Raw genomic sequence first — 24,263 nt, 5'->3', positions numbered from 1 at the left:
ACTCCTGCCCGCTTTGGCGGGCAGGAGTCTAAAACGAATGTAAGACGAATTTCAATTCGTCTCCAATAGGTCGAAATGAAATTCGACCAATATGTCTTCTCTCCAACAATCGTAGAGATGAAGAAAGCGGTGTATTCACTTTACTCATCAACTCCTCGGTTCCTATGAACTTCTCCAATCATTTCGTCTCCCACAAAGCAACGTACTTTTTATTATTGATTGTCGTCTCTGCATGTTTTGTCTTCGGATTTCAATTCGGAGCGAATTACCGGGCGATTCATTACAACGCACTTCTCGTTGATACGCATAATGATGTTGTTCAACGCGTTCTCGGCGGCGAAGATATTTCCTTCAGAACGTTGCACGGACATTCGGATTTGCCCCGCTTTATCGAAGGGGGTGTTGATGTTCAAATGTTTTCGATTTGGGTTCCGCCCGAAAAGAAAAAGCAGTCGTATTACGCGCAGGCAAACGAGCAGATTGATTCCATCATGAGTTTTGTCAAACGAAATCCTGAGCAAACCGGATTTGCGCGGACTGCAAACGAGGCGGTTTCCATTGCGTTGAAGGAGAAACTTGCCGCGATGCTCGGAATGGAGGGCGGACATCCGATTGGTAATGATTTGAAAAAATTAGAACACTTCTACAAACGTGGCGTCCGGTATATGACGCTGACATGGAACAACAGCACCGATTGGGCTACATCCGCGAAAGACGAAACAGACACGACCTTGCATCTGAAGCATAAAGGTCTGACAGAATTCGGAAAAAAAGTTGTGCAGAAAATGAACGAACTCGGAATGATGGTGGACGTTTCCCATGTCGGCGAGCAAACGTTTTGGGATGTTATGAGCGTAACAAAAAAACCGGTGATTGCCTCGCACTCGGATGTGTGGGCGCTACGACAACACCGCCGCAATCTGAAAGATGACCAAATCAAAGCGATTGCAAAAAGCGGTGGAGTAGTGTTCATCAACTTTGCTCCATGGTTTATTGATAGCACATTCAGTGCGAAGGAAGATGTGCTTCACGAAGAGTACAAACATCAGATAGACTCACTAAAGAAAGCGCACAAAGGACCTGAATGGCTCGAAGATTTTTTAGTGTGGGAAATGTTATTTAAGGAATACCTGAAAATTCGTCCGCCGTTAAGCATGTTGATTGACCATTTTGATTATGTTGTCAAACTCGTGGGCGTTGACCATGTCGGTGTCGGCTCCGATTTCGATGGCATTACCGCTGTGCCGGGTGAAATGGATGATGTTTCCTGTTTTCCAAACATCACCCGAGAATTGTTAAACCGCGGATACAAAGAATCAGATGTTAAGAAAATTCTGGGAGAGAATTTTTTAAGGGTGATGAGGGAAGTGGAGAAAAAATAGAGTCTGATTCATCATGGGGTTGGAAGTAGAACTTCCTTGAATATTGGTTATGAACATTTAATTTGTAGTTGGAGAGCGTCTGTATTTTGCAAACAACAAATGCATCCCCGAACTTAATAAGCCTCTGAACTCTCTATTCTCACGAGATCGTATGGGAGATAATGCCGACGTTGACTTTTTCATTGAAAAAAAAAGTATCTCTCAATCAAGAACTCGAATTATCGTCTTTTGGGTAATGCTGTTGCATACTATTTTTTTTTGTCCTTGAATAAAGCACCTCTTCAATATCAACTAATGTCACTTGTTTTGCTTTGAGAAGTATTAAAAAATGATAGAGCAAATCTGCAGCTTCGTTTTTGAACAATTCAGTATTATTATCTATGGCTTCAATCACCAATTCTACAGATTCTTCTCCGACTTTTTGAGCTACTTTCTTAATGCCTCTTTTGTAAAGCTGGTTTGTGTATGATTTTTCCTCGTTGTTTTCAATTCTTTGAGCAATGGTTTGTTCTAATCCATAAAGAAATCCTTTTGGAGTTTCTGTCTTAAAACATGAGGTACTGCCCGTATGACAAGTGGGTCCTTGAGGTTCAACTTTAATGAGAATCGCGTCGTTATCGCAGTCAATATGAATGTCTTTTACGATTAAAAAATTGCCGGAAGTTTCTCCTTTTGTCCACAATCTGTTTTTACTACGGCTAAAGAATGTTACAGTATTGGTAGCTTGAGTTTTCTCCAATGCTTCTTTGTTCATGTAGCCCAACATCAATACTTGTAACGTATTGTTGTTTTGAATGATTACCGGTACTAAACCATCGTGTTTATGAAAATCTATATTCATCGTACTTCAATATTTTGTTTTTTTAAATAAATTTTAAGTTCTGGAATGGAGATTTCTCCAAAGTGAAATACACTTGCGGCTAAAGCTCCGCTTGCTTGGGTTTGTTCAAACACGTTTTTGAAATGTACTTTTAAACCCGCACCACCGGAAGCGATGACAGGAATAGTTACAATTTTGCTTACTTGATTTGTTATGTCAATGGCAAAACCATCTTTGGTTCCATCGTTATTCATAGAGGTCAGCAATATTTCTCCAGCGCCTGATGCCTCTGCCTGTTTTGCCCAATCAATAGTTTTTAGGCGTGTAGGTGTTTTTCCGCCATGAATGAAAACAATCCATTCGTTATTCAGGAATTTAGTGTCAATGGCTACAACTACACATTGATTTCCATATTGTTCTGCTATTTCAGTTATTAGTTCAGGTCGTTTTACTGCCGAAGAATTAAGACTAATTTTATCCGCACCAGATTGAATGATGATTGCCACATCTTCCAGCGAATTGATTCCACCACCAACGGTAAATGGAATATTGATTTCAGCGGCAATTTTTGTAACTAATGAGGACAAGTTTTTTCTTTTTTCAATAGTCGCCGTGATGTCTAAAAAAACTAATTCATCAGCGCCTTCTTGTACATATCTTTTTGCTAATTCAACCGGGTCGCCGGCATCTATGATGTTAATGAAATTGACTCCTTTTACGGTTCTCCCATCTTGAATGTCAAGACATGCTATAATTCTTTTTTTTAACATAATCCCGTAAGTTCTTTTAAGGTGATTTTCCCTTCATAAATGGCTTTACCGATAATAACGCCTTCGCAACCAATTATTTTCAAATCATTCAAATCTTGAATTGATGATACTCCACCGCTTGCAATCAATTTTACATTTGTTGCTTTCAGTATATCAGCATATAAGTCATTGGAAGTTCCTTGCAACATTCCATCTTTTGAAATATCGGTGCTAATAACATATTGAATTCCACTTTGCTCGTAGCCTTTGATAAAATCAATTATGTTAATTGTTGATTGATTTAACCAGCCGTTAGTTGAAATTTTCCATTCATTACAATCGGCACCCAATACTATTTTATCGGAGCCATACCGAGATAACCACGAGAGAAACAATGTTTTATCATGTACAGCAATACTTCCTCCCGTGATTTGAGAAGCGCCACTGTTAAAAGCTATTGCTATATCTTCATTACTCCTTAGCCCACCGCCGAAATCTATTTTTAAGTTTGTACGAGAGGCGATTTGTTCCAAGATTTTATGATTCACAATGTGCTTTGATTTTGCTCCATCTAAATCTACCAGATGAAGAAAATTCATTCCATTGTCTTCAAATTCAATGGCAACCTCCAAAGGATTTTCGTTGTAAATGATTTTGGTCTCATAATCACCCTTGGTTAAGCGAACACATTTTCCTTCAATGATGTCTATTGCCGGAATGATTCTCATAATGCTAAAAAGTTTTTAAGGATTCTTTCGCCAACGGCGGCAGATTTTTCAGGGTGAAACTGGGTAGCATAAAAATTGTTTTTCTGAATAGCCGCGCTAAAGGATACGCTATAATTACACTCGGCTATAGTTTGCGGACAAATATCAGCATAATAACTATGCACATAATAGACATTATCTGTCTTTTCAATTCCATTAAATAGCTCACCTTTTGTAAAAGTAAAATCATTCCAGCCCATATGCGGCACTTTCTCTTTGGATGGAAATTTTCTTACCCTGGAATCAAATATACCAAGACATTCTGTATTTGCTTCTTCAGAAAATGAACACATCAATTGTAAGCCCAAACAAATGCCTAACGAAGGTTGTTCTAAAGACAGAATTGTTTTGTCGAGTTCCCGTTCTCTTAAATACTTCATAGCCGAACTTGCTTCACCCACACCGGGAAAGATCACTTTTTTAGCATTAAGTATCTCTTCTTTATTGTCGGTAATAATGCACTCGTGACCGAGTCTTGTTATCGCATTTTTTACTGATGTAACATTCCCCGCGTTGTATTGTATGATTGCTATCATAAACTCCCCTTAGTGCTAGGAATAGAAAAATTATTTGTTTTACTAACAGCCATTTTAATCGCCATTGCAAAAGCCTTAAAGATAGACTCAATTTTGTGGTGTTCATTTCCACCTTCTGCTTTTATATGAAGGTTGCATTTAGCATTGTCGCTGAATGATTTAAAAAAATGCATGAACATTTCAGTAGGCATTTCACCAATTTTTTCTCGCGTGAATTTTGCATCCCACACTAAATAAGGACGACCGCCAAAATCAATAGCCACTTGTGCCAAACAATCATCCATAGGAAGTAAAAAGCCAAAGCGTTGTATTCCTTTTTTGTCTCCAAGCGCTTGTATGAATGTGGTTCCTAAGGTGATGGCTACATCTTCAATAGTATGGTGTTCGTCAATGTCTAAATCTCCAATAACACTAATTTCCAAATCTATATTTCCATGTTTTGAAATTTGTTCTAACATGTGATCGAAAAATCTTATTCCGGTTGAAATAATACTGTTCCCGGAACCATCAAAGTTTAGTACGACGCTAATTTCTGTTTCCGAAGTTTTTCTTACTGTTTTGGCAGTTCTGGGTTTTTCTTTTAGATACTGATAAATATGTTCCCAACTTGAAGTTGTTAAAGTAGCTCCCGTATTTTTTTCTTTACCTAAAAATATAGATTGACACTGTAAATTTTTCGCCAATTGTACATCTGTAAGTCTGTCCCCAATAACGTATGAATTATCTAAATCATACTTCCCGTTCATATAATGGGTAAGCATTGCAGTTCCCGGTTTACGAGTAGGTGAGTTATCTGCCGGAAGACTTTTGTCAATAAGGATTTCAGAAAATACGACACCTTCATTTTGAAAAGCCTGAATAATTTTATTCTGACTTGGCCAAAAAGTGTCTTCGGGGAATGATGCTGTGCCCAAACCGTCCTGGTTGGTTACCATGACTAAATCGTAATCTAATTCTTTTGCAATTCGAGATAGGTATTGGAAAACGCAAGGATAAAATTCCAATTTTTCCAATCTGTCCAACTGGGAATCAATAGGAGGTTCAATAACAAGCGTTCCATCTCTATCTATAAAAAGTACTTTTTTCATTTTGACATTTCTCTTAAAGCGTTTATTAATGCTTGATTTTCTTCCGGGCTTCCCACTGTTATCCTGATACAATTATAGATTACACTATGTCTATTTCGGGTAATGATTTTTCTACGCACTAAATCACTGTAAATTTGGTTAGCATCAATGACTTCAACCAAGAGAAAATTAGCATCAGAGGGATATATTCGTTTTATGAGGCTACTATCACGAAGTGCGGCTTCCAGCATTCTCTTTTCCGTTAAAATGATTTTTTTATTTTTTTCAAACTCCTCTTTTTTAGACAGGGCATCGATTGCCGCTTGTTGATTGAGCAGGCTAACATTATAAGGAGGTTTTACTTTAGTAAAGAATTGAATGATTGCCATAGTAGAATACGCTATTCCAACTCTTGCAGCCGCTAAGCCCCATGCTTTGCTAAATGTTTGAATTACAATCAAATTAGAATACTGGTTCAATTGTTCAAGCCAAGAAGTTTTTTCACTAAAATCAATATACGCCTCATCAATCATCACTACACCTTGAAAATTCACCAAGATAAATTCAATATCTTTAGTATTGATGCAATTACCTGTTGGATTATTGGGTGAGCAGATAAAAATTAATTTCACCTGTTCATCAAAAAGATAGTTTGTTACGGCTGCTATATTTATTTGAAATTCATTATTCAGGGGTAGTTTAATCAATTCAATATTGTTGATATTTGCTGATACTTCATACATTCCGTAAGTCGGTGAGAAAATCAGGGCTTTATCAATCCCTGGATTGCAAAATAGTTTAAAAGCCAAATCAATAACTTCATCGCTTCCATTGCCGATAAAAATATTTTCCGTAGTCGTTCCTTTTAATTGGGCAAGTTTCTTTTTCAGTTCATTTTGATGCGGATCGGGATAGCGATTTAATTCTCCAAAAGGATTTTCGTTAGCATCTAAAAAAACGCCTTCTTTACCGGAAAATTCATCTCTGGCGCTTGAGTAAGGTTTGAGTGTGTGAATGTTAGGGCGGATGATTTTATTTAAATCGAACATCTTATAAAGTCTTTAATCGAATTGTAACAGCATTTTTATGGGCTATCAATTGTTCGGCTTCCGCCATAATTTCAATAACAGATCCAATGTTATGAAGTCCTTCTTTACTAAGTTCTTGAAAGGTGATTTTTTTTACGAAGCTATCTATTGAAACGCCACTATAATTACGGGCATAACCATTAGTGGGTAACGTGTGATTTGTTCCGCTGGCATAATCACCTGCGCTTTCGCAACTGTAATTCCCTAAAAAAACTGAACCGGCATTGTTGATTTTATCAATCAACGACTCGGGATATTCTATAGATAAGAGTAAATGTTCGGGTGCAAATACATTACTGAACTCAATGCAATCGTGTAGATTTTTTAACAGAATTGCTTTGCTATTTTTCATTGCCGCTTCTATGATATCTTTTCTGGGCAATGTATCCAACTGCTCTTCCAAACATGCAATAGTATCTAAAATAACTTGTTCGTTGTCTGACAAAAGAATTACTTGACTATCAGCACCATGTTCGGCTTGTGATAATAAATCGGCTGCTACAAATTCAGGATTGCAATATTTATCAGCGATGACTAATACTTCACTCGGGCCCGCTGGCAAGTCAATAGCCACACCATATCTTTGAGCAATTTGTTTTGCCGCAGTTACATATTGATTTCCGGGTCCAAATATTTTATCTACTTTAGAAATGCTTTCGGTACCAAAAGTTAAAGCCCCGATTGCTTGAATGCCGCCAACGCGAAATATTGATTTAATACCTATTAAGTTGGCTGTAAATAAAATAGCCGGATCTATTTCACCATTGCTACCGGGTGGTGTACAAAGTACGATTTCCTTACAACCTGCTAGTATTGCTGGTATCCCCAACATCAAAACGGTGGAAAAAAGAGGAGCCGAACCACCCGGAATATAGATTCCTATCTTCTCGATGGGCCTGTTCTCTCTCCAGCATTTCACCCCTTTTGTAGTTTCGATAATTTTTTTTTCTTGAATCTGAGAGGCATGAAATTTTTCAATATTTCCTTTGGCTAAGGCAATTGCCTCTTTGAGTTCTAGTGAAACTGTATTCAATGCGTCTTCGATTTTTTGATATTCGACAACGATGGAATTCAGAGTCACATTATCAAAAAGTGAAGTGTACTCAAGAAGCGCTTTGTCTCCATTTTCTCGTATGTTTTCGAAAATACTGTAAACTATTTTTTCTAAATCCTGAGATGATTTAATTGGTCTTTTTGATAATTCAACCCAGTGTTGTTTTTCGGGATTAACTATTTTTTTCATTTACACAATCATTTTTTCAATAGGTACAACCAATATTCCTTCGGCGCCAAGACTTTTTAATTGGTCTATAATATCCCAAAACTCATCTTCTTTTACCACCGAGTGGATACTACTCCAACCTTTTGCAGCAAGAGGTAAAATAGTTGGGCTTTTCATACCGGGAAGTATGCTTGAAATTTTTGATATAGCTTCGTTGGGAGCGTTAAGCAAAATGTATTTATTTTCAGATGATTTACGAACAGCATTAATTCTAAATAATAACTTATCAAGAATGAGTTTTTTTTCCTCATTTAAGTTTTTGTTACTGATAAGTACCGCCTCACTTTTCAATACAATTTCAACTTCTTTTAACCCATTCATTAAAAGAGTACTGCCCGAACTTACGATATCAAAAATTCCATCTGCCAATCCGATACTTGGGGCAATTTCTACACTTCCTCCAATCTCTTCAATCTCAACGGCAATATTGTGTTCTTCAAAAAACTTACTAATGATTTTTGGATAACTAGTTGCTACTTTTTTATTATTGAAATACGACAGCCCCGTATAGTTTTCTTCTTTCGGAATCGCTAACGATAATTTACATACAGCAAAACCAAGTTTTTCTAAAATGTTTATATTTTTATCGGTTTCCCAAACCTCATTCTCGCCCAAGATGCCGATATCGGCGACGCCTTGCTCTATGTATTGTGGAATATCATTATCTCGAAGAAACAGCACTTCTATCGGAAAATTTTGTGCTTCTGTTTTTAGCTTTCTATCACCGTTAGATAATTTAATGCCACAATTTTTTAGCAGTTCGAGTGATTTTTCACTTAAACGGCCACTTTTTTGAATTGCAATTTTTATTTTATTCATTTTTTTCAATAATAATATAGACAAACTGAAGGTGTGTAAAAATAAAAAAACCCGTCTGAATACTTAGACGGGTTTAGAAGAATCTTAAAAATTACATATCATTCCTAACTCGTCTGAGTGCAAGAATGTAAAGCATGAAGGTGTTGTTGAAAATATTTCATTTTATTGGTTCAATAATACAAAGAGAATCAAATAATTCAAAATTCGGATTATATCTATTTCTTGACTCACTTCATCAAAATTAATTTCTTCACATCCGTAAACGAACCGGCGGTGAGTTTGTAGAAATATAATCCGCTTGGCAATGCACTTGCATTCCACTGAATGTTATACACTCCCGGTTCCATTGCTTCATTGAGAACGGTGGCAACTTCCACTCCTATGACATTAAATACTTTCAATGTCACAAATCCTCCGCCAGAAGCGGAGCCGCCGTTGGCTGAGAAATCCGCAATTCGCAATCCGAAATTTGTCGTCGGGTTAAACGGATTGGGGTAATTCTGTTCGAGAGCAAATTCACTTGGTTTTACCGGATGATTGTCATTGCCATCGCCTTCAGGCGGTGGGGGCGGTAACTCAGTCGTTGGAATAATGTGAATTCTGTTTGAGGCATTCAGGAGCGGATTGGTTGAAAGCAATAATTTTCCGTTGCCGGAAACTTTCACCCAATATGCTTTTCCCGGCATGATTGAATCGGAGGAAAAATATCCGTTCTCAAATCCAACAAATTCACTTGTGACAAGTCCTGCCGGTTCACTGGTGATTGTTGCGACATCAACAGGATAAGAAAGTGAGCCGATAATATTCCAACCGTTTACAACATCTATTGAATCATTGAGAAGCAAGTAGCCATCAACCGGTATTGTTTCGACAGAATTGAATTTCATCCAATATCCATTTCCGGTTTCAAGTGTTGCTTGACTGAAGTATCCGTCGGCGTACTTGAACGCATCAGAAATTGCACTCGGGAAAAGCGCCGTCTTAGCAAATGAAAATGCTTTGATTGGAACAGACACAATATTCCATCTTGAAGTGACATCAACCGAAATAACCCTGCGTGAAGCAACATGAAAATCAAGAGTTGTCTCTAATGTTCCTGACAACGAATCATTGCTGAAGAAGTAGAGTGTTGTTGAATAATCTCCGACAGGAACGGATGTAGGGTCAAAAGTGAGAACGATGTCAAGCGATTCATCCGGAGCCAGTGTTCCGTTATCAGAACTAACGGTTAACCATGATGGAAATACAGAACCGCCGGAAGCCATCATGGAAGAACTTGAAGTGATGAGATAATTCAGTGCGGAATATCCATCGTTTGAAAGCGCTATTGTATCATATTTGATTTGTGCTAATTCTGTTTCAATCACAACGGAAGATGGAGGAGCCGAGATGAGCGGTCCGAGCGTGTTCAACACGACATAAATTGTCTTTGTCGTTTGAGCCGGATCGTTCGTGGTAAGAGTAAATGAACTGTTGTACGTCGTCCACATACTTAAATCCTGTGTGTTGATGTTTAATTGGAGCAAGGATGAATCATATTCGACAATCTCACCGGCATCGTTCGAAATGGTCATCCACATCGGTGGTGTGTAACTTGTGCTGTACGTCAGTGTGTCGTCTCCGTTATTGAACAGGCGAAATGTTTTGGTTGTCGCATCGTTCGGCAGGAGTGAAATCTTTACTGTGTCTGTTTGGAAATGCGCCAACTGTCCGATGTTGAATATGTTGCCGCTAATGACGAGTGAGAAGTTTTGTGCGCCGCCCGTGAGCGTTCCTTTGTGCGTCACACGGAGAGTATAAGTTCCTTTTGAAGGAGAAGCGACATACACTTGCTCGACGTTATCACGATTATTATCTCCGGTTGTTGCGGCGTTCGCGGGATTGAATACATCCAACACCCAGGGAGAGTATGTTGTGCCGGTTGCATTTTTGATGATTCTCAAATCAAGGTCGTTCACTAACATTCTTGTGGTATCATCGAGAGCAATGGGACGAATTGTCCCTGAAGGGTCTGTCCAGCAGAGTGTCGCGCGTAACGCTTGTGTTCCGCTTGAAGAAAGTTGAATTTCATACGTTCCACCTTGCGTGAGTTGCTGTTCCTGAATATGCGAGCCGTAACCGTCAATCGAATCTTGCTTCATCAATTGAACTGCCTTGTTTGTATTGACTAATCCCCATCCAAATGAATAATCAGGACCGGTTGCGCTTCCTGCTTCATCAGCAGTTTGAATGAGAATCGCTTTCATTGTTGATGAACGAAGCGGAATTGTTCCCTGCATCCGTTTTTGTTGTTCAAGCAATAAGCCGACAGAACCGGCAACTGATGGTGAAGCCATCGAAGTACCGGACAAAGAACCATAAGCAGTGGTTGATGTTTCAAGGGTTGAATACAACGATTGTCCATTCGCAACGACATCGGGTTTGATACGTCCATCATCTGTTGGTCCCCATGCCGTGTAGGATTCTGCCAACACTGCGGAAGCGTTCGTATAACCACTCGTCAAATCTTTTACAGACCCGACAGAGAGAACATTTTTTGAAAGACTTGTGCCGGAAATACAATCGTAACCTGTGGAGCCACCATCTTCATCCCGTTGTCCATAGACCCAACGCCATTGACCACTTGCAAATATCCAGTGGCTGAGCGCATAATAAGGACCTTCACCTCTGTCATTCCCTGCGGAAACAACAATTAAATAGTTTGGTGCATTGTACGCAATATCATCCCATGTTTTTGCATCGTTATCATAATACCCGAAAGAATAATCTTCCGTTTTACTAATCAGTGTATCACCGAACCAGGCATATTGCCCGTCCCCGAAATAATCGAAATCCCATCCGGTAATTGTTCCATACGAATGGTTAGAGACTTTCATCCCTGCGGATGCGGCTGTAGCCATTTCCGCATCATCACTGTTCCAATCATACGCTTTTAATTTTGCCTGATATGCCATTCCTTTTGCATTGGCTGTTACGCCTGCCGCAATCATGGTTCCCGCTACGTGAGTGGAGTGTTGATGCAGACCTCCTTGCGATTGAATTACTCTGCCGGTGAATTCCTGATGCGTTGTCTTGATGCCACCTGCATCCCATTCACCTAATGTATCTGTTGCACCGGTTAAGTTGTAACCCGAACTGCCACCGGGTTGAACTTTATTAGTTGAAATTGTTTTTGCCGCGTTGATATTATCTGTCTTAAAAATAACGGGTCTGCCGTTTTCAAAGCGTTGGAGTTCGAAGGTTGAACCATCTTTGCGTTCTGCCCGAACAGGCATTTTCAATTTCGTTGCTATTGATTCAGCAACGAGTCGGTCTTTCTGCCATTGATTTGCTTTTTCTATTGAGAATTGTTCAAGCCAACTTTTCTGAGCAAGAACTATGGAGGGAAGAACGAGCAGGCTAAAAATGATGAGCGAAGTAATGAATCGAAAGACTCTCATGGACAATTCCTAATAGTAAAATGATGAGTAAAGTATTTGAATTACTTGAAACTAAGAAATCATTTGGAATATGTCAAATCTTGCTATCAAAGGTACTTTGATTCTAAGCGAAATTTATCGTATTATTGGACTCACATGTAATAAATTAGGAGTTCAATGACTGAACAAAATCAAGAAGTACAACAAAATAACAATAATTCTCAATCCGAAGGGGAACAGCGGGAACAACGACCACAAAGTCAAGACCGCAGATTCAGAGACCGGAGAGAACGAGGAGAGCGACCGGAGAGAGGCGAACGTGAACGAGGGAGAGATAATCGAAGACAGGGAAGAAACGGACGACCATCGGTTGAGCGGGAACCGAGAGATGAGAGGCAACGGGAAGAACGTCAGGATGAACGACGACAAGATGAAAGACAACAGGGCGGGCAAACGGAATTGAGTGTCATTATTCCTCTATTGAATGAGGAACAATCTCTTCGTGAACTTTACGGAAAGTTACGCGATGCACTTTCGAGAGGCGGGTACGAAATAATTTTTATTGATGACGGAAGCACCGATGGTTCGCTTCGTGTTCTTCACGAATTGAGAGCCAGAGACCGTCGTGTCAAGATTATTCGTTTCAGAAGAAATTTCGGAAAGTCAGCCGCGCTTGCCGCCGGATTCAAACATGCAAAAGGAAATTACATCGTAACGATGGATGCTGATTTGCAGGATGACCCGGCAGAAATTCCGAATCTCATCAATGAATTGAAAAAGGGATTTGATTTGGTTTCCGGATGGAAGAGAAAACGGAAAGACCCGATTTCGAAAACGATTCCTTCGAAGTTTTTCAACTTCGTTACGTCGGTGATGACCAATATTAAACTGCACGATTTCAATTGCGGATTGAAAGCATACCGGAAAGAAGTTGTGAAGTCGGTGAAAGTGTATGGTGAACTTCACCGGTATATTCCCGTCCTTGCACATTGGCAAGGATTCAAGGTCGGTGAGATTCAGGTAAAACATTCACCACGAAAATACGGAAAGACAAAGTTTGGTATCGGAAGATTCTGGAAAGGATTTCTCGATTTACTGACCGTGTTATTTACAACCCGGTACATTCAACGTCCGCTCCATTTGTTCGGATTCTGGGGTTCGGTTTCTTCGCTTTCAGGTTTTCTGGTTTGCATGTATTTGGTATTTGAATGGTTTGCAGGTCGGACGGCGTTGAGTAATCGCCCCCTCTTTCTTGCCGGCGTGATGATGATAATTGTCGGTGTGCAGTTTATCTCGCTCGGTTTACTTGGCGAGATGATTGCCAAAACACGGCTTGAAGGTGATGACGAATATTCCATCAGTGAATTTTGGAAGTAACTTCAGTTGAAGAAGATTCTGTATTCAGAATTAAAACGGGATTGTCGTCATTTTCGCGCAGACGTTCCGTGTAAGCCGCACAAGCAACATGGCGTTCATTGTGTTGATGGAAAAGGAAACGCGTGCACGTACTATGATAAAGTCGGCAAGCGAATCCTTATCATAAAGTTAGGAGCAATCGGCGACGTCATTCGAACGACGCCGTTGCTCCATAAACTCAAGCAGGTGGAATCTGATGCAGAAATCTGGTGGCTTACATATTCTCCCGATGTGGTTCCGAAATCAGTTGATGTTATTCTCACCTACACGGCGCAGAGTCTTGCCATTCTTCAAGCAACACCGTTTGATATTCTTTATAATTTAGACAAAGACAAAGAAGCAAGCGCTCTTTGCTCATTGCTCAAAGCGAAAACGAAAAAAGGATACACGTTCAAAAACGGAAAGTGTATTCCAATCAACGAAGCGGCAGAGCATAAATATCTCACCGGCGTATTCGATGATGTAAGTAAAGCGAACACGAAATGTTATCAGGAAGAAATTTTTGAAATCTGTGGCTTCAAATTCAACGGTGAAGAATACATCATGCCGGATGTTCCCGCCCATGAATGGAAACTTCCATCGAAGAAAAAAATCGTCGGACTGAACACCGGTTGCGGTGGTCGTTGGACATCGCGCCTCTGGGCAGAAGAAAATTGGATTGCTCTTGCAAAGCGATTGAAGAAAGGAGGATATGTTCCGTTACTACTTGGCGGCGAGCAAGAACATGAAAAAAATCTTCGGCTTCAAAAGGCGAGCGGTGCATTGTACTTCGGACACTTCCCGATGCCGAAGTTCATGGATGAAATCAAACAATGCGATTTGATTGTCACCGCCGTAACGATGGGAATGCACCTTGCCATCGGATTCCAAAAGAAGATGGTGCTGTTCAATAATATTTTCAACAAGCACGAGTTCGAGTTATACGGCCGCGGGGAAATCCTCGAACCGGATTTCGACTGCGATTGTTTCTACTCGCCGACCTGCCCGAATAACTGTATGCAGTATCTTTCGGTTGATGCAGTGTACGATTCGTGTGTACGGTTGTTGAAGTAAGAACGAGGTTGTCTCATAAGTTTAAGAAAAGAGTAGCCGCAGACTTTATGTCTGCGTTCTTGATGCGGAATCGCAACCATGAAGGTTGCGCCTACGATGGAACCTAACTTTTGAGACAGCCCCTTGAAAATAAAAAAATGAAATCGAAACTGCTTCAGCAGTTTTGTAACACAAGAAATGTTAGTTCATGTCGAAACAAAAAAAACAAAAACAGCAAAGTTTTCTATCTGCTACGTGGTTTAAACGAATTGAATTTGTCGGTTTGATTGCGTTGCTTGGATTGCTTTACTATCACGCAAAACATTTCAACTTTGTTCAGGACGATTCTTTCATCACGTTCCGGTACGTGAAAAACTTTGCCGAAGGACATGGACTCGTCTTCAACATCGGTGAGAGAGTGGAAGGATATACGACATTTCTTTGGACGATTCTCCTCGCCGTTCCGGCAATTCTCAACTTCGATATGATTTCAACTTCGCAAATCATTGGTGTGTTGTTTGGGCTGGCGACACTCTATCTGATGTATCGCCTTTCTCTTGAAATTTCAACCGAGAACCGGCCAATCGGTTTCTCGTTGATTGCTATTTTGTTTCTTGCATGCAACAGCGCGGTAGCATATTGGTCAATCAGCGGAATGGAAACGGGGATGTTTATGTTTCTTACCGTGCTATCAGTCTGGTTATATATCAAAGAAAGAAAACAGGAGAAGAAATTTGCTTACGCTCCGTTCGCCTTTGTTCTTCTTTCGCTTACTCGACCGGAGGGAATGTATCTTTTTGGACTGACGATGATGCACTTTATAGCGGAAGTGTTCCTTGATAAAGAACGAAATCGAAAAGAAGAATTCAAACGATTAGTGATGTGGGGCGCGCTCTATGCAATTCCCATCGGGCTGTTCATGGGATGGAGATTGTTCTATTATGGATGGCTTTTCCCAAACACGTATTACGCGAAAGCCGGTTTCTCGAAAGAATATTTCAACGCAGGAGTTGATTACTTCTGGCAATTCGCTCAAATGGATTTATTCTGGGGAGCGTTACTCGTTCTTCCGATTGCACTTCTCCTCTGGAAACGACGTAGTTCCGAAATTCTCTATCTTTCGTTTTTGATTCTTACGTACACCGCGTACATCGTCTCCGTCGGCGGTGATGTACTTCCGAATTTCCGTTTCTTCATTTCGATTCTTCCTCTCATGTATTTACTTGTGCAGGAAAGTTTGTTTGAACTCTATAAATTGTTTGAAGAAAAACGTTCGATGCTGAGATATATTGTGTACGCTTCGCCATTGGTGCTGGCGTACTACACGTACTCGATTCCGTACGACCATGTTCGCCGCTATTGCGATTTGGAAAACGGTTTAGTTGAAAAAATGACGGAACAGGGGAAGTGGTTCAAAGCAAACAGCAAGCCGGGCGCGGTCATTGCGGCTTCAACAATTGGCGCTGTTTCTTTTTACTCCGAGATGACGCTCATTGATATGCTGGGATTGACGGATGAAACCATCGCTCACAATCCTGAACCATTGGAAGATTTGCAAAGCGGATGGAAAGAACGTCATCATAACTCGACGTATGTTTTGTCGCGCAAGCCGGATTGGATTTTATTCTCGACGGGATTCAAACCGAGCGCGTTCGCAGAACGGGCATTGTTCACGAAGAAAGAATTCCGTCAATGGTATCATCAATATTATTTTCATCCGGGCGGAGATGCGGAGGGAATCGGCATTGTCTATAAACGCGCGGAACAACCTTGGATTGATTCTTCGTTGACTGATTCTCATCCGATACGCAACCAGTTTGTGAATGATTATTATGACGGTGTGAACCGAATCTCCCGATGGCCCAACGATGCTATGGAGTATTTCAAAAAATCGGAAGCCGCCGCACCCGCAGATTTCGGAATGTTGTATGAAGCAATTGCTCAAACGTATCTGACCTTGAAGAATACACAGGAAGCAATCAGATATTATGAAAAAGCCATTGCCGCCGACCCGCGCTTAATCGAAAGCAACCGGATTCTCGGAACGTACATGTTGCAAATCGGGAACGCGCCGAAAGCATTGCAATATCTTGAAATGCTCGTGAAGGTTGACCCTGATTTCTCGAACGCGTGGACATTGTACGGGCAAGCATTGGTAAGTGTCGGCGATGTGAGTCGGGCGCAAGCCGCGTTTCAGAAAGCGCTTGAGGTAGCGCCGAATAATGCTGAAGCGTACAGTTTGCTTCAACGGCTGTCGAGCCGCGGTTGAGTGTAGTATCGTTCGTTGAACGTGAAAATCATTATTGTCAGCACAGCATATCCGTTACGAGGCGGCATCGCACACTTCAACGCGCTTCTTGCCAAACATCTTCGTGTACGTCACGAAGTTGAAACGATTACCTTCAAACGGCAGTATCCCAAATTTCTTTTCCCCGGAAAAACTCAGGTCGAAGACTCGACCCGTCGAGATGAATCAAGCGGAAACACCGGGCTTGAAGAAATTCAACCCGCACCGCAGTTAGTTGATTCCATCAATCCGTTAAACTGGTTGAGCGTTGCCTCTGAAATCAAAAAACGAAAACCCGACTTGGTGATTTTTAAATATTGGCTCCCGTTTTTCGGTCCCTGTTTCGGAACGATTGCAAAACGTGTAAAACGCGGAACGAAGACAAAAGTTCTCTTCATTTGCGATAATATTATTCCGCATGAACGAAGGCCTGGAGATGTTGCTTTTACAAAGTACGCGTTCAAAGCGGCAGATTATTTTATAGTGCAATCGAAATCGGTCGAAAAAGATTTGAACACACATTTTCCAAATTCATCATATCGTCTCGTCCCGCATCCTGTGTATGAAAATTTCGGAAAACTGATTCCGCAGGAAGAAGCACGCGCAATCTTGAACATCAAACAAAAACATGTTCTCCTTTTTTTTGGATATGTTCGTCATTACAAAGGGCTGGATACTCTGATTGAAGCATTCAAACTGCTTACTACCCACTACTCGCCATTCACCAATCACCAATTACTTGTCGTTGGTGAATTTTATGACGATGAGCAAAAGTACCGTCAGCAGGTAAAAGAGTTGAACCTTGAATCATCAGTTCGGTTTGTGTCCGAGTATGTTCCGAACGGAGAAGTCGCGAACTGTTTTTCCGCTTCGGATGTCGTTGTGCTTCCATATCGCTCGGCGACGCAAAGCGGAATTGTGCAGATTGCCTACAATTTTGATAAGCCGGTGATAGCAACGGATGTCGGCGGGTTATCGGAAACGGTTCTCCACGAACGAACAGGCTACATTGTTCCGCCGGAACATCCGCGGGCGTTGGCTGATGCAATCATAAAATATTTTGAAGAAGACAAACAGGAGGTTTTTTCCCGTAATGTGCGGGAAGAAAAGAAAAAGTACTCGTGGGAACATTTTGTCGGGACGATTGAAGAATTGGCGGGAGGACATTGAGCGTGAAGAGTTTGCAATGCAGAATATGTTCTTCTCTGCAACTGAAACCGATTCCATTCGGATACAACTTTAACGGAAGATGGTTCGGCGCTCTTGAGTGCAACGAATGCGGAATAATTTTTCTTGACCCCCAACCAACCGCTGAAGAATTCAAGCAGATGTATTCGCATGAATATTTCGAAGGAGATTTCCGGTGCGGGCATGCAGGAAGTTATTTCGATGATGCGGTGACGGAATCGCTCGAAGACAATTCGCTTCTGCAACGATTGAAGAAATTTAAACCGACAGGGAAATTTTTAGAAGTAGGTTGCGCCGGCGGTGCGTTTTTGAACGCGGCAAAAAAATCCGGTTATGATGTTTATGGAGTGGAGTTTTCCGGCGATGCGGCAAGGTTGGCAAGAACAAAATACGGACTCAACGTTGTTGTTGGAGATATACACGAAGCAAAATTTCCTGAGAACCAGTTCGATGTAATCTTTCTCGGCGATGTGCTTGAACATCTTCCCGACCCGCTTGCGAGTGTGAAAGAATTGTACAGAATCCTCGCTCCGAAAGGAATTGTCGTTTTTGAATGTCCGACGCAAACGAACACACTGTTTTCGAGGAGCGGTTTTGTTCTCTACTCGATGCTGAACAAACGGGCGACAGTCAATATGCCGCCGTATCATGTCTTCGAGTATCGCCCGAACAGCATGGCAAAGTTGATAACGATGTGCGGGCTTCGGGTCGTTGAAACCAATGTCTCTATCATTCCTCCGAAAGAAATTTCACAGCGCGGTTCGGCGTTGGAAAATGCCGGGAAGAAATGGTTTCATTACATCAATTATTCGGTGACGAAGATGCTTGGTATGTTCGGCGACAGAATTGAACTCATCGCGACGAAGGACTGAGATGAAGGTTGCACTTGTCTTCGGCACCCGACCGGAAGCCATCAAACTCGCCCCCGTCGTTCTTGAATTACGGAAACGGAATATTCCGCATGTTGTCATCGTGACGGCACAGCATCGTGAACTGCTCGACCAAAAACTCGACATCTTCAACATCAAACCGGATTACGATTTAAACATCATGCAACCCGGTCAGGATTTGTTTTACATTACCACGACCGTACTGAATGAAATCAAACATGTGCTTGAGAAAGAATCGCCTGATGTTTTGTTGGTGCAGGGAGATACGACAACGACGTTTGCCGCGAGTCTTGCCGCCTTCTATTTGAAGATTCCCGTCGGACATGTTGAAGCGGGATTGCGGACATGGAATAAACTCAATCCCTGGCCCGAAGAAATCAATCGGCAAATTACTTCACGACTGACGGATTTCCATTTTGCGCCAACCGAGTGGGCGAAGAACAATTTGTTGAACGAAGGAGTGGAGCCCGAGACCATTTTCGTTACGGGGAACACGGTCATTGATGCATTGAAGATGATTGTCTCGCCGGAGTTTCAGTTCGATGATGAACGATTGAATCGGATTGATTTCAATAGGAAGAAGGTCATTCTCCTGACATCTCATAGACGGGAAAATTTCGGGAAACCGATGCGTGAAGTGTTCACAGCATGTCGGCAGATAGTTGAATACCATTCCGATGTTGAACTGATTTATCCCGTTCATCCCAATCCGAATGTACAATCAGCGGCGAAAGAAATTTTTTCCTCTGTTACCCGTGTGCATCTGATTGAGCCGTTGGAGTATCGTTCCTTTGTTCAGTTGATGAACAAATGTTATTTGATTCTGACGGACTCCGGCGGCATACAGGAAGAAGCGCCTTCGCTTGGAAAACCGGTGCTTGTTCTTCGCACAACGACGGAACGACCGGAAGCAATCGAAGTCGGAACGGCGAAGTTGGTTGGAACGGATAAAGAGAAAATCATTGCAGAAGCAAATCTATTGTTGACTGATTCCAATGCCTATCAAACAATGTCAACCAAAGCCAATCCTTACGGCGATGGGAAAGCGGCAGAGCGAATCGTGGACATTCTTGTAGGACGAAATTTATTTCGTCCATTGACCGGGTCGAAATAAATTTCGACGTACAACATGAACCCGTTCGTTTATTGCATTATCCTCAATCTCAACGGCAAGCAACTTTTGCTTGAAACGATTGAGTCCGTGTTGAAGATGACATACCCGCGATTTGAAATTATTGTTGTGGATAATGGTTCGACGGATGGAAGTCAGCAAGCGGTGAAGGAAATGTATCCGAATCTTGTCTTGCTGGAAAACGGTAAGAATCTCGGCTTCGGCGAGGGGAATAATGTCGGTATCAACTACGCTGTGGAACAGGGCGCAGAGTGGCTCATCTTATTGAACAACGACATTGCGGTTGATGAAAACATGCTTTCGGAAATGATGAACGTTGCAGTTTCCGATTCACGTATCGGAATTCTTTGCCCGAAGATTTATTTCTTCTCCGAGCCGAACAAGTTTTGGTACGCCGGGGGAAAAGTAAATTTCTTCACAGGCATGGTTGCACATCGCGGCATACGCGAATCGGACAACGGACAGTATGACACGACGGAAGAAACAGAATACGCTACGGGCTGTGCGTTCTTAGTCAAGCGGGAAGTCATCGAGCGGGTCGGAACGTTCGACCCGATCTATTTTCCTGCCTACTCTGAAGATGCTGATTGGACAGAACGAACACGCCGAGCCGGGTATAAAATCATGTACGTTCCGAAAGCGAAACTCTGGCACAAAGTCTCCTCGTTCAGCGGCGGCGGAATGACGCCGTTGAAAACGCAACTCAAAGTCGAACACAATCTTATCTTTTTCAAACGGTATGCGAGTTGGTATCACTGGCTGACCATTCCATGGTTCATCGGCGGCGCGACGCTGTGGTTCGTGTTCAAACATATTCTCTCAGGAAATTTTCGTATAATTGGTGCGCTGTTCAGAGGGTTTCTGAAAGCACTTAATAAACTTTTCCGATAATTTACAACTTGGACTATGGCATTTACAATTGAACCAACACACCTAGAGGGCTTACTCATTGTCAAGCCGGAAGTGTTTGGCGATGAACGCGGCTTCTTCATGGAAATCTATCGCTCCGATTCTTTTGCCGCGTTAGGGTTGCCGTCGAACTTTCTTCAGGATAATCATTCGCGTTCCGCCAAAGGCGTGTTGCGGGGAATGCACTTTCAGTGGGACCCGCCGCAAGGGAAGTTAGTTCGTGTCACGTCCGGTCGTGCGTTCCTGTGCATGGTTGATATTCGGAAAGGCTCGCCGACACTGGGAAAATATTTTTCAAAAGAAGTGGACGCTGAGACACGAATCGAAATTTGGGTGCCTCCCGGTTTTGCAAACGGCTTTTGCGCCTTGACGGACAAAACAGAAATCCAATACAAATGCACCAGCATTTACAATAACAAGAGCGAGGGAAGCATTCTATGGAACGACCCGGAAATCGGAATTCCGTGGACAGTGAGTGAGCCGGTTCTTTCAGAGAAGGACAAGAGGGGGATGACGCTCAAACAATGGTTACAAACACCGATGTCTGATGTGTTTACATACTAACCCTTTTAAAAACGAAGTTAATTATGTATGGTCCATTGTCAATAGTCAATGGTCATTTGTCATTTGTCAATCGTCCATGGCTGAACGTCTTCAAACGATAAACCATAACTACGAACGTTTAACCAATAACTATTAGAATGAAAGTCGCCATCATCGGAGCGAACGGTCAACTCGGTACAGACCTGATGCTTGTGTTTGCAGAATATCAACCGTTTGCATTGAATCACGAACAGATTGAGATTGGAAACATAGATTCGGTGAATTCGGTTTTGTCGGAATTGAAACCGGATGTGGTTGTGAATACTGCCGCTTTCCATAACGTTCCGTTGTGTGAGAAAGAGATTGAAAAAGCATTTCAGGTAAACGGACTCGGCGCGTTGAATCTTGCAAAAGTTACCGAATCTCTTGGGATTGATTTCGTCCATGTCAGTACGGATTATGTGTTTGACGGAACGAAACAAGCGCCCTATATCGAAACAGATGCAACGAATCCGTTGAATGTGTATGCGATTACAAAACTCGCGGGTGAACATTTTGTAGCGGCATATTCTCCGCGGCATTACATTGTACGAAGTTGCGGGTTATACGGACACGCAACGTGCCGCGCAAAAGGGACAAATTTTGTCGAGACGATGCTTAAACTTTCAAAAGAAAAAAATGAACTGCGTGTGGTGAACGACGAAATAATTACACCGACTTACACTTTCCATCTTGCAGAACAAATAAGAGAATTGGTAAAGACTAAAGCGTATGGAATCTATCATGCAACGAACAACGGTTTCTGTTCGTGGTACGAGTTTGCCAAAGCGATTTTCGAGATTGCGGGGATTGAAATCAATGTCATCCCGGTTTCATCGAAGGAGTTTGCATCGCCGGTAAAACGCCCGTCGTATTCGGTTCTGGAAAACAACGCGTTGCTATCGTTAGGGATTGATATCATGCCGCACTGGAAGGAAAGTCTTCAACACTACTTTCGGAATCAGTAACCAGTACTCAGTAAACAGTACTCATTGTCAATGGTGAACGGTCAATTGTCAATTGATAACTCAAAAAATATTAACTGTAAACAGTAAACTGAAAACAAAAAACTGAGTGTGGAATTCGGTAAACACATAACGAAAGGCATCTGGGCGTTTGCGGATAAAGCACTTCCGGCGATTTACGGAGTCGCGTATATCTTCCTCGTCATTCGTGTCTTGCCGGAACAAGAGTACGGAGCGTTTGTTATTGTGCAGACACTCTTCGCGTTTGTTACCGCTCTTGGTTTTGCACTTGCCTTTCAGCCGTTCACGAAGTTTGCGGCGGAAACAGAGGACTACGGACCGTTTGCCGTTGCAAGCGTCATTCTCTCCGGCGGATTTTATCTCCTCGTTTCTGCGGCGATACTTCTTTTTCAACCGGCGCTGGTTCCCATCTTCGACCCGGCGGGGAGCGCGAACATTTCTTCCTTGTTGAAATATGTGCCGCTACTGTTAGTTGCAAGTTTGTACCGGAGTTATGCAATCAGTTTGTTGCAGACGACGTATCAGGTGCAGAAGATTTTTTGGATTGATGCCGCGTATTTTCTCGGTACCATCGTTCTTATTCTTCTCGCACGGGAACTTCACCGGTTCAACACGGCGGAGGATATTGTAAAGATGAACCTGCTCGGTATTTCGTTTTCCTCGCTTCTCTCGATTGCGCTCACGTTTCGTTCCCTGAAAGGGAAGTACTCTTTTCAGAAGGAAGCATTTTGGAAGATGGTGAACTTCGGGAAGTTCAGTTTCGGGGGAAACGCCGTTTATACGGTCTTCTCCCAACTCGACATTTTCTTTGTTTCGTCCACTGCCGGGGTGACGGGCGTGGCGATTTACAACGTTGCGAAAATATTTAACCGGCTTACCGATATGCTTGCTCAGGTATTGCAGATGTTCCTTGTCCCGTTTTCTTCCAAGGCGTATGCAAAAGGAGAACTCGATAACCTTCAGGTAACGGCAGAGAAAGCAATCTGTTTTTCCACGCTTCTGTTTCTTCCGGTGTTTGTGTTGTTATTCTTTTTCCCGGAATGGCTTCTTGAATTGCTCTATCATGGAAAGTATCAGGATGCCGCGCCGGTGGTGCGTGTGTTTAGTTTCCTGACGTTGATTGTTCCGTGGAATGGAGTCATTGCAAGTTATTTGATTGGTATGAATAAATTAAAAGTACCGATGATGTTGAGTGTTGTTCATCTTATTCTTTCTTTCGTTTTATATTATTTTCTCACTGATACTTTGGGATTCTTCGGGACAAGCATTGGCTATGTCACTGCCTTGTTCATCACGACATTCATGATTTACCTTTACCTGAAAAGTTTTGTGGTCATTCTGCCGCAAAAGGTTTTTTCACACATTACTGATGTAATGGCATTTGTTCAAACGAAAATAATAAACTTATTGAAGTAACAATTTGAATGGATTGTATGCTGTTCTTTTAACTGAGGCAAAGTCATCAAACTTTGACAGAATAGTAAACATGGTAAATACATTGACAATTTAAGAATTCGGGATGTCAAAGAATCCGCCCGGAATGCGGAATTAGGGAATCGGAATGCGGAATTAGGAAATCGGAATGCGGAATTAGGGAGTCAGAATGCGGAATTAGCCGACCGGAATGCGGAATTAGGGAATCAGAATGCGGAGTTAGCCGACCGGAATGCGGAATTAGGGAGTCGGAATGCGGAGTTAGTCGACCGGAATGCGGAATTAGGGAATCGGAATGCGGAATTAGGGAGTCGGAATGCGGAGTTAGTCGACCGGAATGCGGAATTAGGGAATCGGAATGCGGAATTAGGGAATCGAAATGCGGAGTTAGCCGACCGGAATGCGGAGTTAGCCGACCGGAATGCGGAATTAGGGAATCAGAATGCGGAGTTAGGCAGACAGAATGCGGAATTAGGGA

Annotated in this window: 20 protein-coding genes; 11 read left to right on the top strand and 9 right to left on the bottom strand. The window is 42.0% G+C overall.

Annotated features, from left to right (window positions below; genetic code table 11):
* The first annotated feature begins 164 nt into the window (after window positions 1–164).
* The gene (locus tag HY960_13100) at window positions 165–1,382 is read left to right on the top strand and encodes a membrane dipeptidase (GenBank protein MBI5216683.1); all 1,218 of its coding nucleotides are present in this window, start codon (window positions 165–167) and stop codon (window positions 1,380–1,382) included.
* Window positions 1,383–1,587: 205 nt separating this feature from the next.
* Here HY960_13100 and HY960_13095 read toward each other — a convergent pair whose 3' ends face one another.
* The 9 genes from HY960_13095 to HY960_13055 all read right to left on the bottom strand — a co-directional run bounded on the left by HY960_13095 (window position 1,588) and on the right by HY960_13055 (window position 11,950).
* Window positions 1,588–2,223 (bottom strand): bifunctional phosphoribosyl-AMP cyclohydrolase/phosphoribosyl-ATP diphosphatase HisIE, encoded by a 636-nt coding sequence (locus HY960_13095; protein ID MBI5216682.1) that lies wholly within the window; start codon window positions 2,221–2,223, stop codon window positions 1,588–1,590.
* Entirely contained in the window at window positions 2,220–2,972 is a 753-nt protein-coding gene (gene hisF / locus HY960_13090; protein MBI5216681.1) for an imidazole glycerol phosphate synthase subunit HisF, read from the bottom strand. The genes HY960_13095 and hisF overlap by 4 nt, the downstream gene beginning before the upstream one ends.
* Window positions 2,966–3,679 (bottom strand): 1-(5-phosphoribosyl)-5-[(5-phosphoribosylamino)methylideneamino]imidazole-4-carboxamide isomerase, encoded by a 714-nt coding sequence (gene hisA, locus HY960_13085; protein ID MBI5216680.1) that lies wholly within the window; start codon window positions 3,677–3,679, stop codon window positions 2,966–2,968. Before hisA ends, hisF begins: the two co-directional genes overlap by 7 nt.
* Entirely contained in the window at window positions 3,676–4,254 is a 579-nt protein-coding gene (gene hisH, locus HY960_13080; GenBank protein MBI5216679.1) for an imidazole glycerol phosphate synthase subunit HisH, read from the bottom strand. Before hisH ends, hisA begins: the two co-directional genes overlap by 4 nt.
* On the bottom strand, window positions 4,251–5,342 hold the full coding sequence (hisB, locus tag HY960_13075) for a bifunctional histidinol-phosphatase/imidazoleglycerol-phosphate dehydratase HisB (protein MBI5216678.1): 1,092 nt from the start codon (window positions 5,340–5,342) through the stop codon (window positions 4,251–4,253). Before hisB ends, hisH begins: the two co-directional genes overlap by 4 nt.
* Window positions 5,339–6,370, bottom strand: a complete 1,032-nt coding sequence (gene hisC / locus HY960_13070; protein MBI5216677.1) for a histidinol-phosphate transaminase — start codon at window positions 6,368–6,370, stop codon at window positions 5,339–5,341. The genes hisB and hisC overlap by 4 nt, the downstream gene beginning before the upstream one ends.
* A 1-nt stretch (window position 6,371) precedes the next feature.
* Window positions 6,372–7,652 carry a histidinol dehydrogenase gene (hisD, locus tag HY960_13065; protein ID MBI5216676.1) on the bottom strand — a complete coding sequence of 427 codons (1,281 nt, stop codon included), beginning with the start codon at window positions 7,650–7,652 and terminating at the stop codon, window positions 6,372–6,374.
* The gene (locus tag HY960_13060; protein MBI5216675.1) at window positions 7,653–8,510 is read right to left on the bottom strand and encodes an ATP phosphoribosyltransferase; all 858 of its coding nucleotides are present in this window, start codon (window positions 8,508–8,510) and stop codon (window positions 7,653–7,655) included. It abuts the gene before it with no gap.
* A 227-nt stretch (window positions 8,511–8,737) separates the two neighbouring features.
* Window positions 8,738–11,950, bottom strand: coding sequence for a S8 family serine peptidase (locus tag HY960_13055; GenBank protein MBI5216674.1), 3,213 nt, complete (start codon window positions 11,948–11,950; stop codon window positions 8,738–8,740).
* A 156-nt stretch (window positions 11,951–12,106) separates the two neighbouring features.
* Between HY960_13055 and HY960_13050 the strand changes: the two genes are divergently transcribed.
* The 10 genes from HY960_13050 (at window position 12,107) to HY960_13005 (ending at window position 23,767) form a co-directional block, all read left to right on the top strand.
* Complete coding sequence (locus HY960_13050; protein MBI5216673.1) at window positions 12,107–13,306, top strand: glycosyltransferase family 2 protein; 1,200 nt, start codon at window positions 12,107–12,109, stop codon at window positions 13,304–13,306.
* Window positions 13,307–13,312: 6 nt separating this feature from the next.
* Window positions 13,313–14,398 (top strand): glycosyltransferase family 9 protein, encoded by a 1,086-nt coding sequence (locus tag HY960_13045; GenBank protein MBI5216672.1) that lies wholly within the window; start codon window positions 13,313–13,315, stop codon window positions 14,396–14,398.
* A 187-nt stretch (window positions 14,399–14,585) separates the two neighbouring features.
* A complete protein-coding gene (locus HY960_13040) occupies window positions 14,586–16,646 on the top strand; it encodes a tetratricopeptide repeat protein (GenBank protein ID MBI5216671.1) in 2,061 nt (686 codons plus the stop codon).
* Between the two features lie 21 nt (window positions 16,647–16,667).
* A complete protein-coding gene (locus HY960_13035) occupies window positions 16,668–17,834 on the top strand; it encodes a glycosyltransferase (GenBank protein MBI5216670.1) in 1,167 nt (388 codons plus the stop codon).
* 2 nt (window positions 17,835–17,836) lie between these two features.
* On the top strand, window positions 17,837–18,724 hold the full coding sequence (locus tag HY960_13030) for a class I SAM-dependent methyltransferase (protein MBI5216669.1): 888 nt from the start codon (window positions 17,837–17,839) through the stop codon (window positions 18,722–18,724).
* 1 nt (window position 18,725) lies between these two features.
* Window positions 18,726–19,856, top strand: a complete 1,131-nt coding sequence (gene wecB, locus HY960_13025) for a UDP-N-acetylglucosamine 2-epimerase (non-hydrolyzing) (protein ID MBI5216668.1) — start codon at window positions 18,726–18,728, stop codon at window positions 19,854–19,856.
* Between the two features lie 15 nt (window positions 19,857–19,871).
* Window positions 19,872–20,765 carry a glycosyltransferase family 2 protein gene (locus tag HY960_13020; GenBank protein MBI5216667.1) on the top strand — a complete coding sequence of 298 codons (894 nt, stop codon included), beginning with the start codon at window positions 19,872–19,874 and terminating at the stop codon, window positions 20,763–20,765.
* A 15-nt stretch (window positions 20,766–20,780) separates the two neighbouring features.
* Window positions 20,781–21,347 carry a dTDP-4-dehydrorhamnose 3,5-epimerase gene (gene rfbC, locus HY960_13015; GenBank protein ID MBI5216666.1) on the top strand — a complete coding sequence of 189 codons (567 nt, stop codon included), beginning with the start codon at window positions 20,781–20,783 and terminating at the stop codon, window positions 21,345–21,347.
* Between the two features lie 137 nt (window positions 21,348–21,484).
* Window positions 21,485–22,333 carry a dTDP-4-dehydrorhamnose reductase gene (gene rfbD, locus HY960_13010; protein MBI5216665.1) on the top strand — a complete coding sequence of 283 codons (849 nt, stop codon included), beginning with the start codon at window positions 21,485–21,487 and terminating at the stop codon, window positions 22,331–22,333.
* A 108-nt stretch (window positions 22,334–22,441) separates the two neighbouring features.
* On the top strand, window positions 22,442–23,767 hold the full coding sequence (locus HY960_13005) for an oligosaccharide flippase family protein (GenBank protein MBI5216664.1): 1,326 nt from the start codon (window positions 22,442–22,444) through the stop codon (window positions 23,765–23,767).
* Window positions 23,768–24,263: the final 496 nt, after the last annotated feature.

It is taken from the genome of Ignavibacteriota bacterium, from assembly GCA_016212665.1.
GTDB lineage: Bacteria > Bacteroidota > Ignavibacteria > UBA10030 > SZUA-254 > FW602-bin19.
Note: the sequence above shows the minus strand (reverse complement) of the source record. Positions and strands in the feature narration are given on the sequence as shown.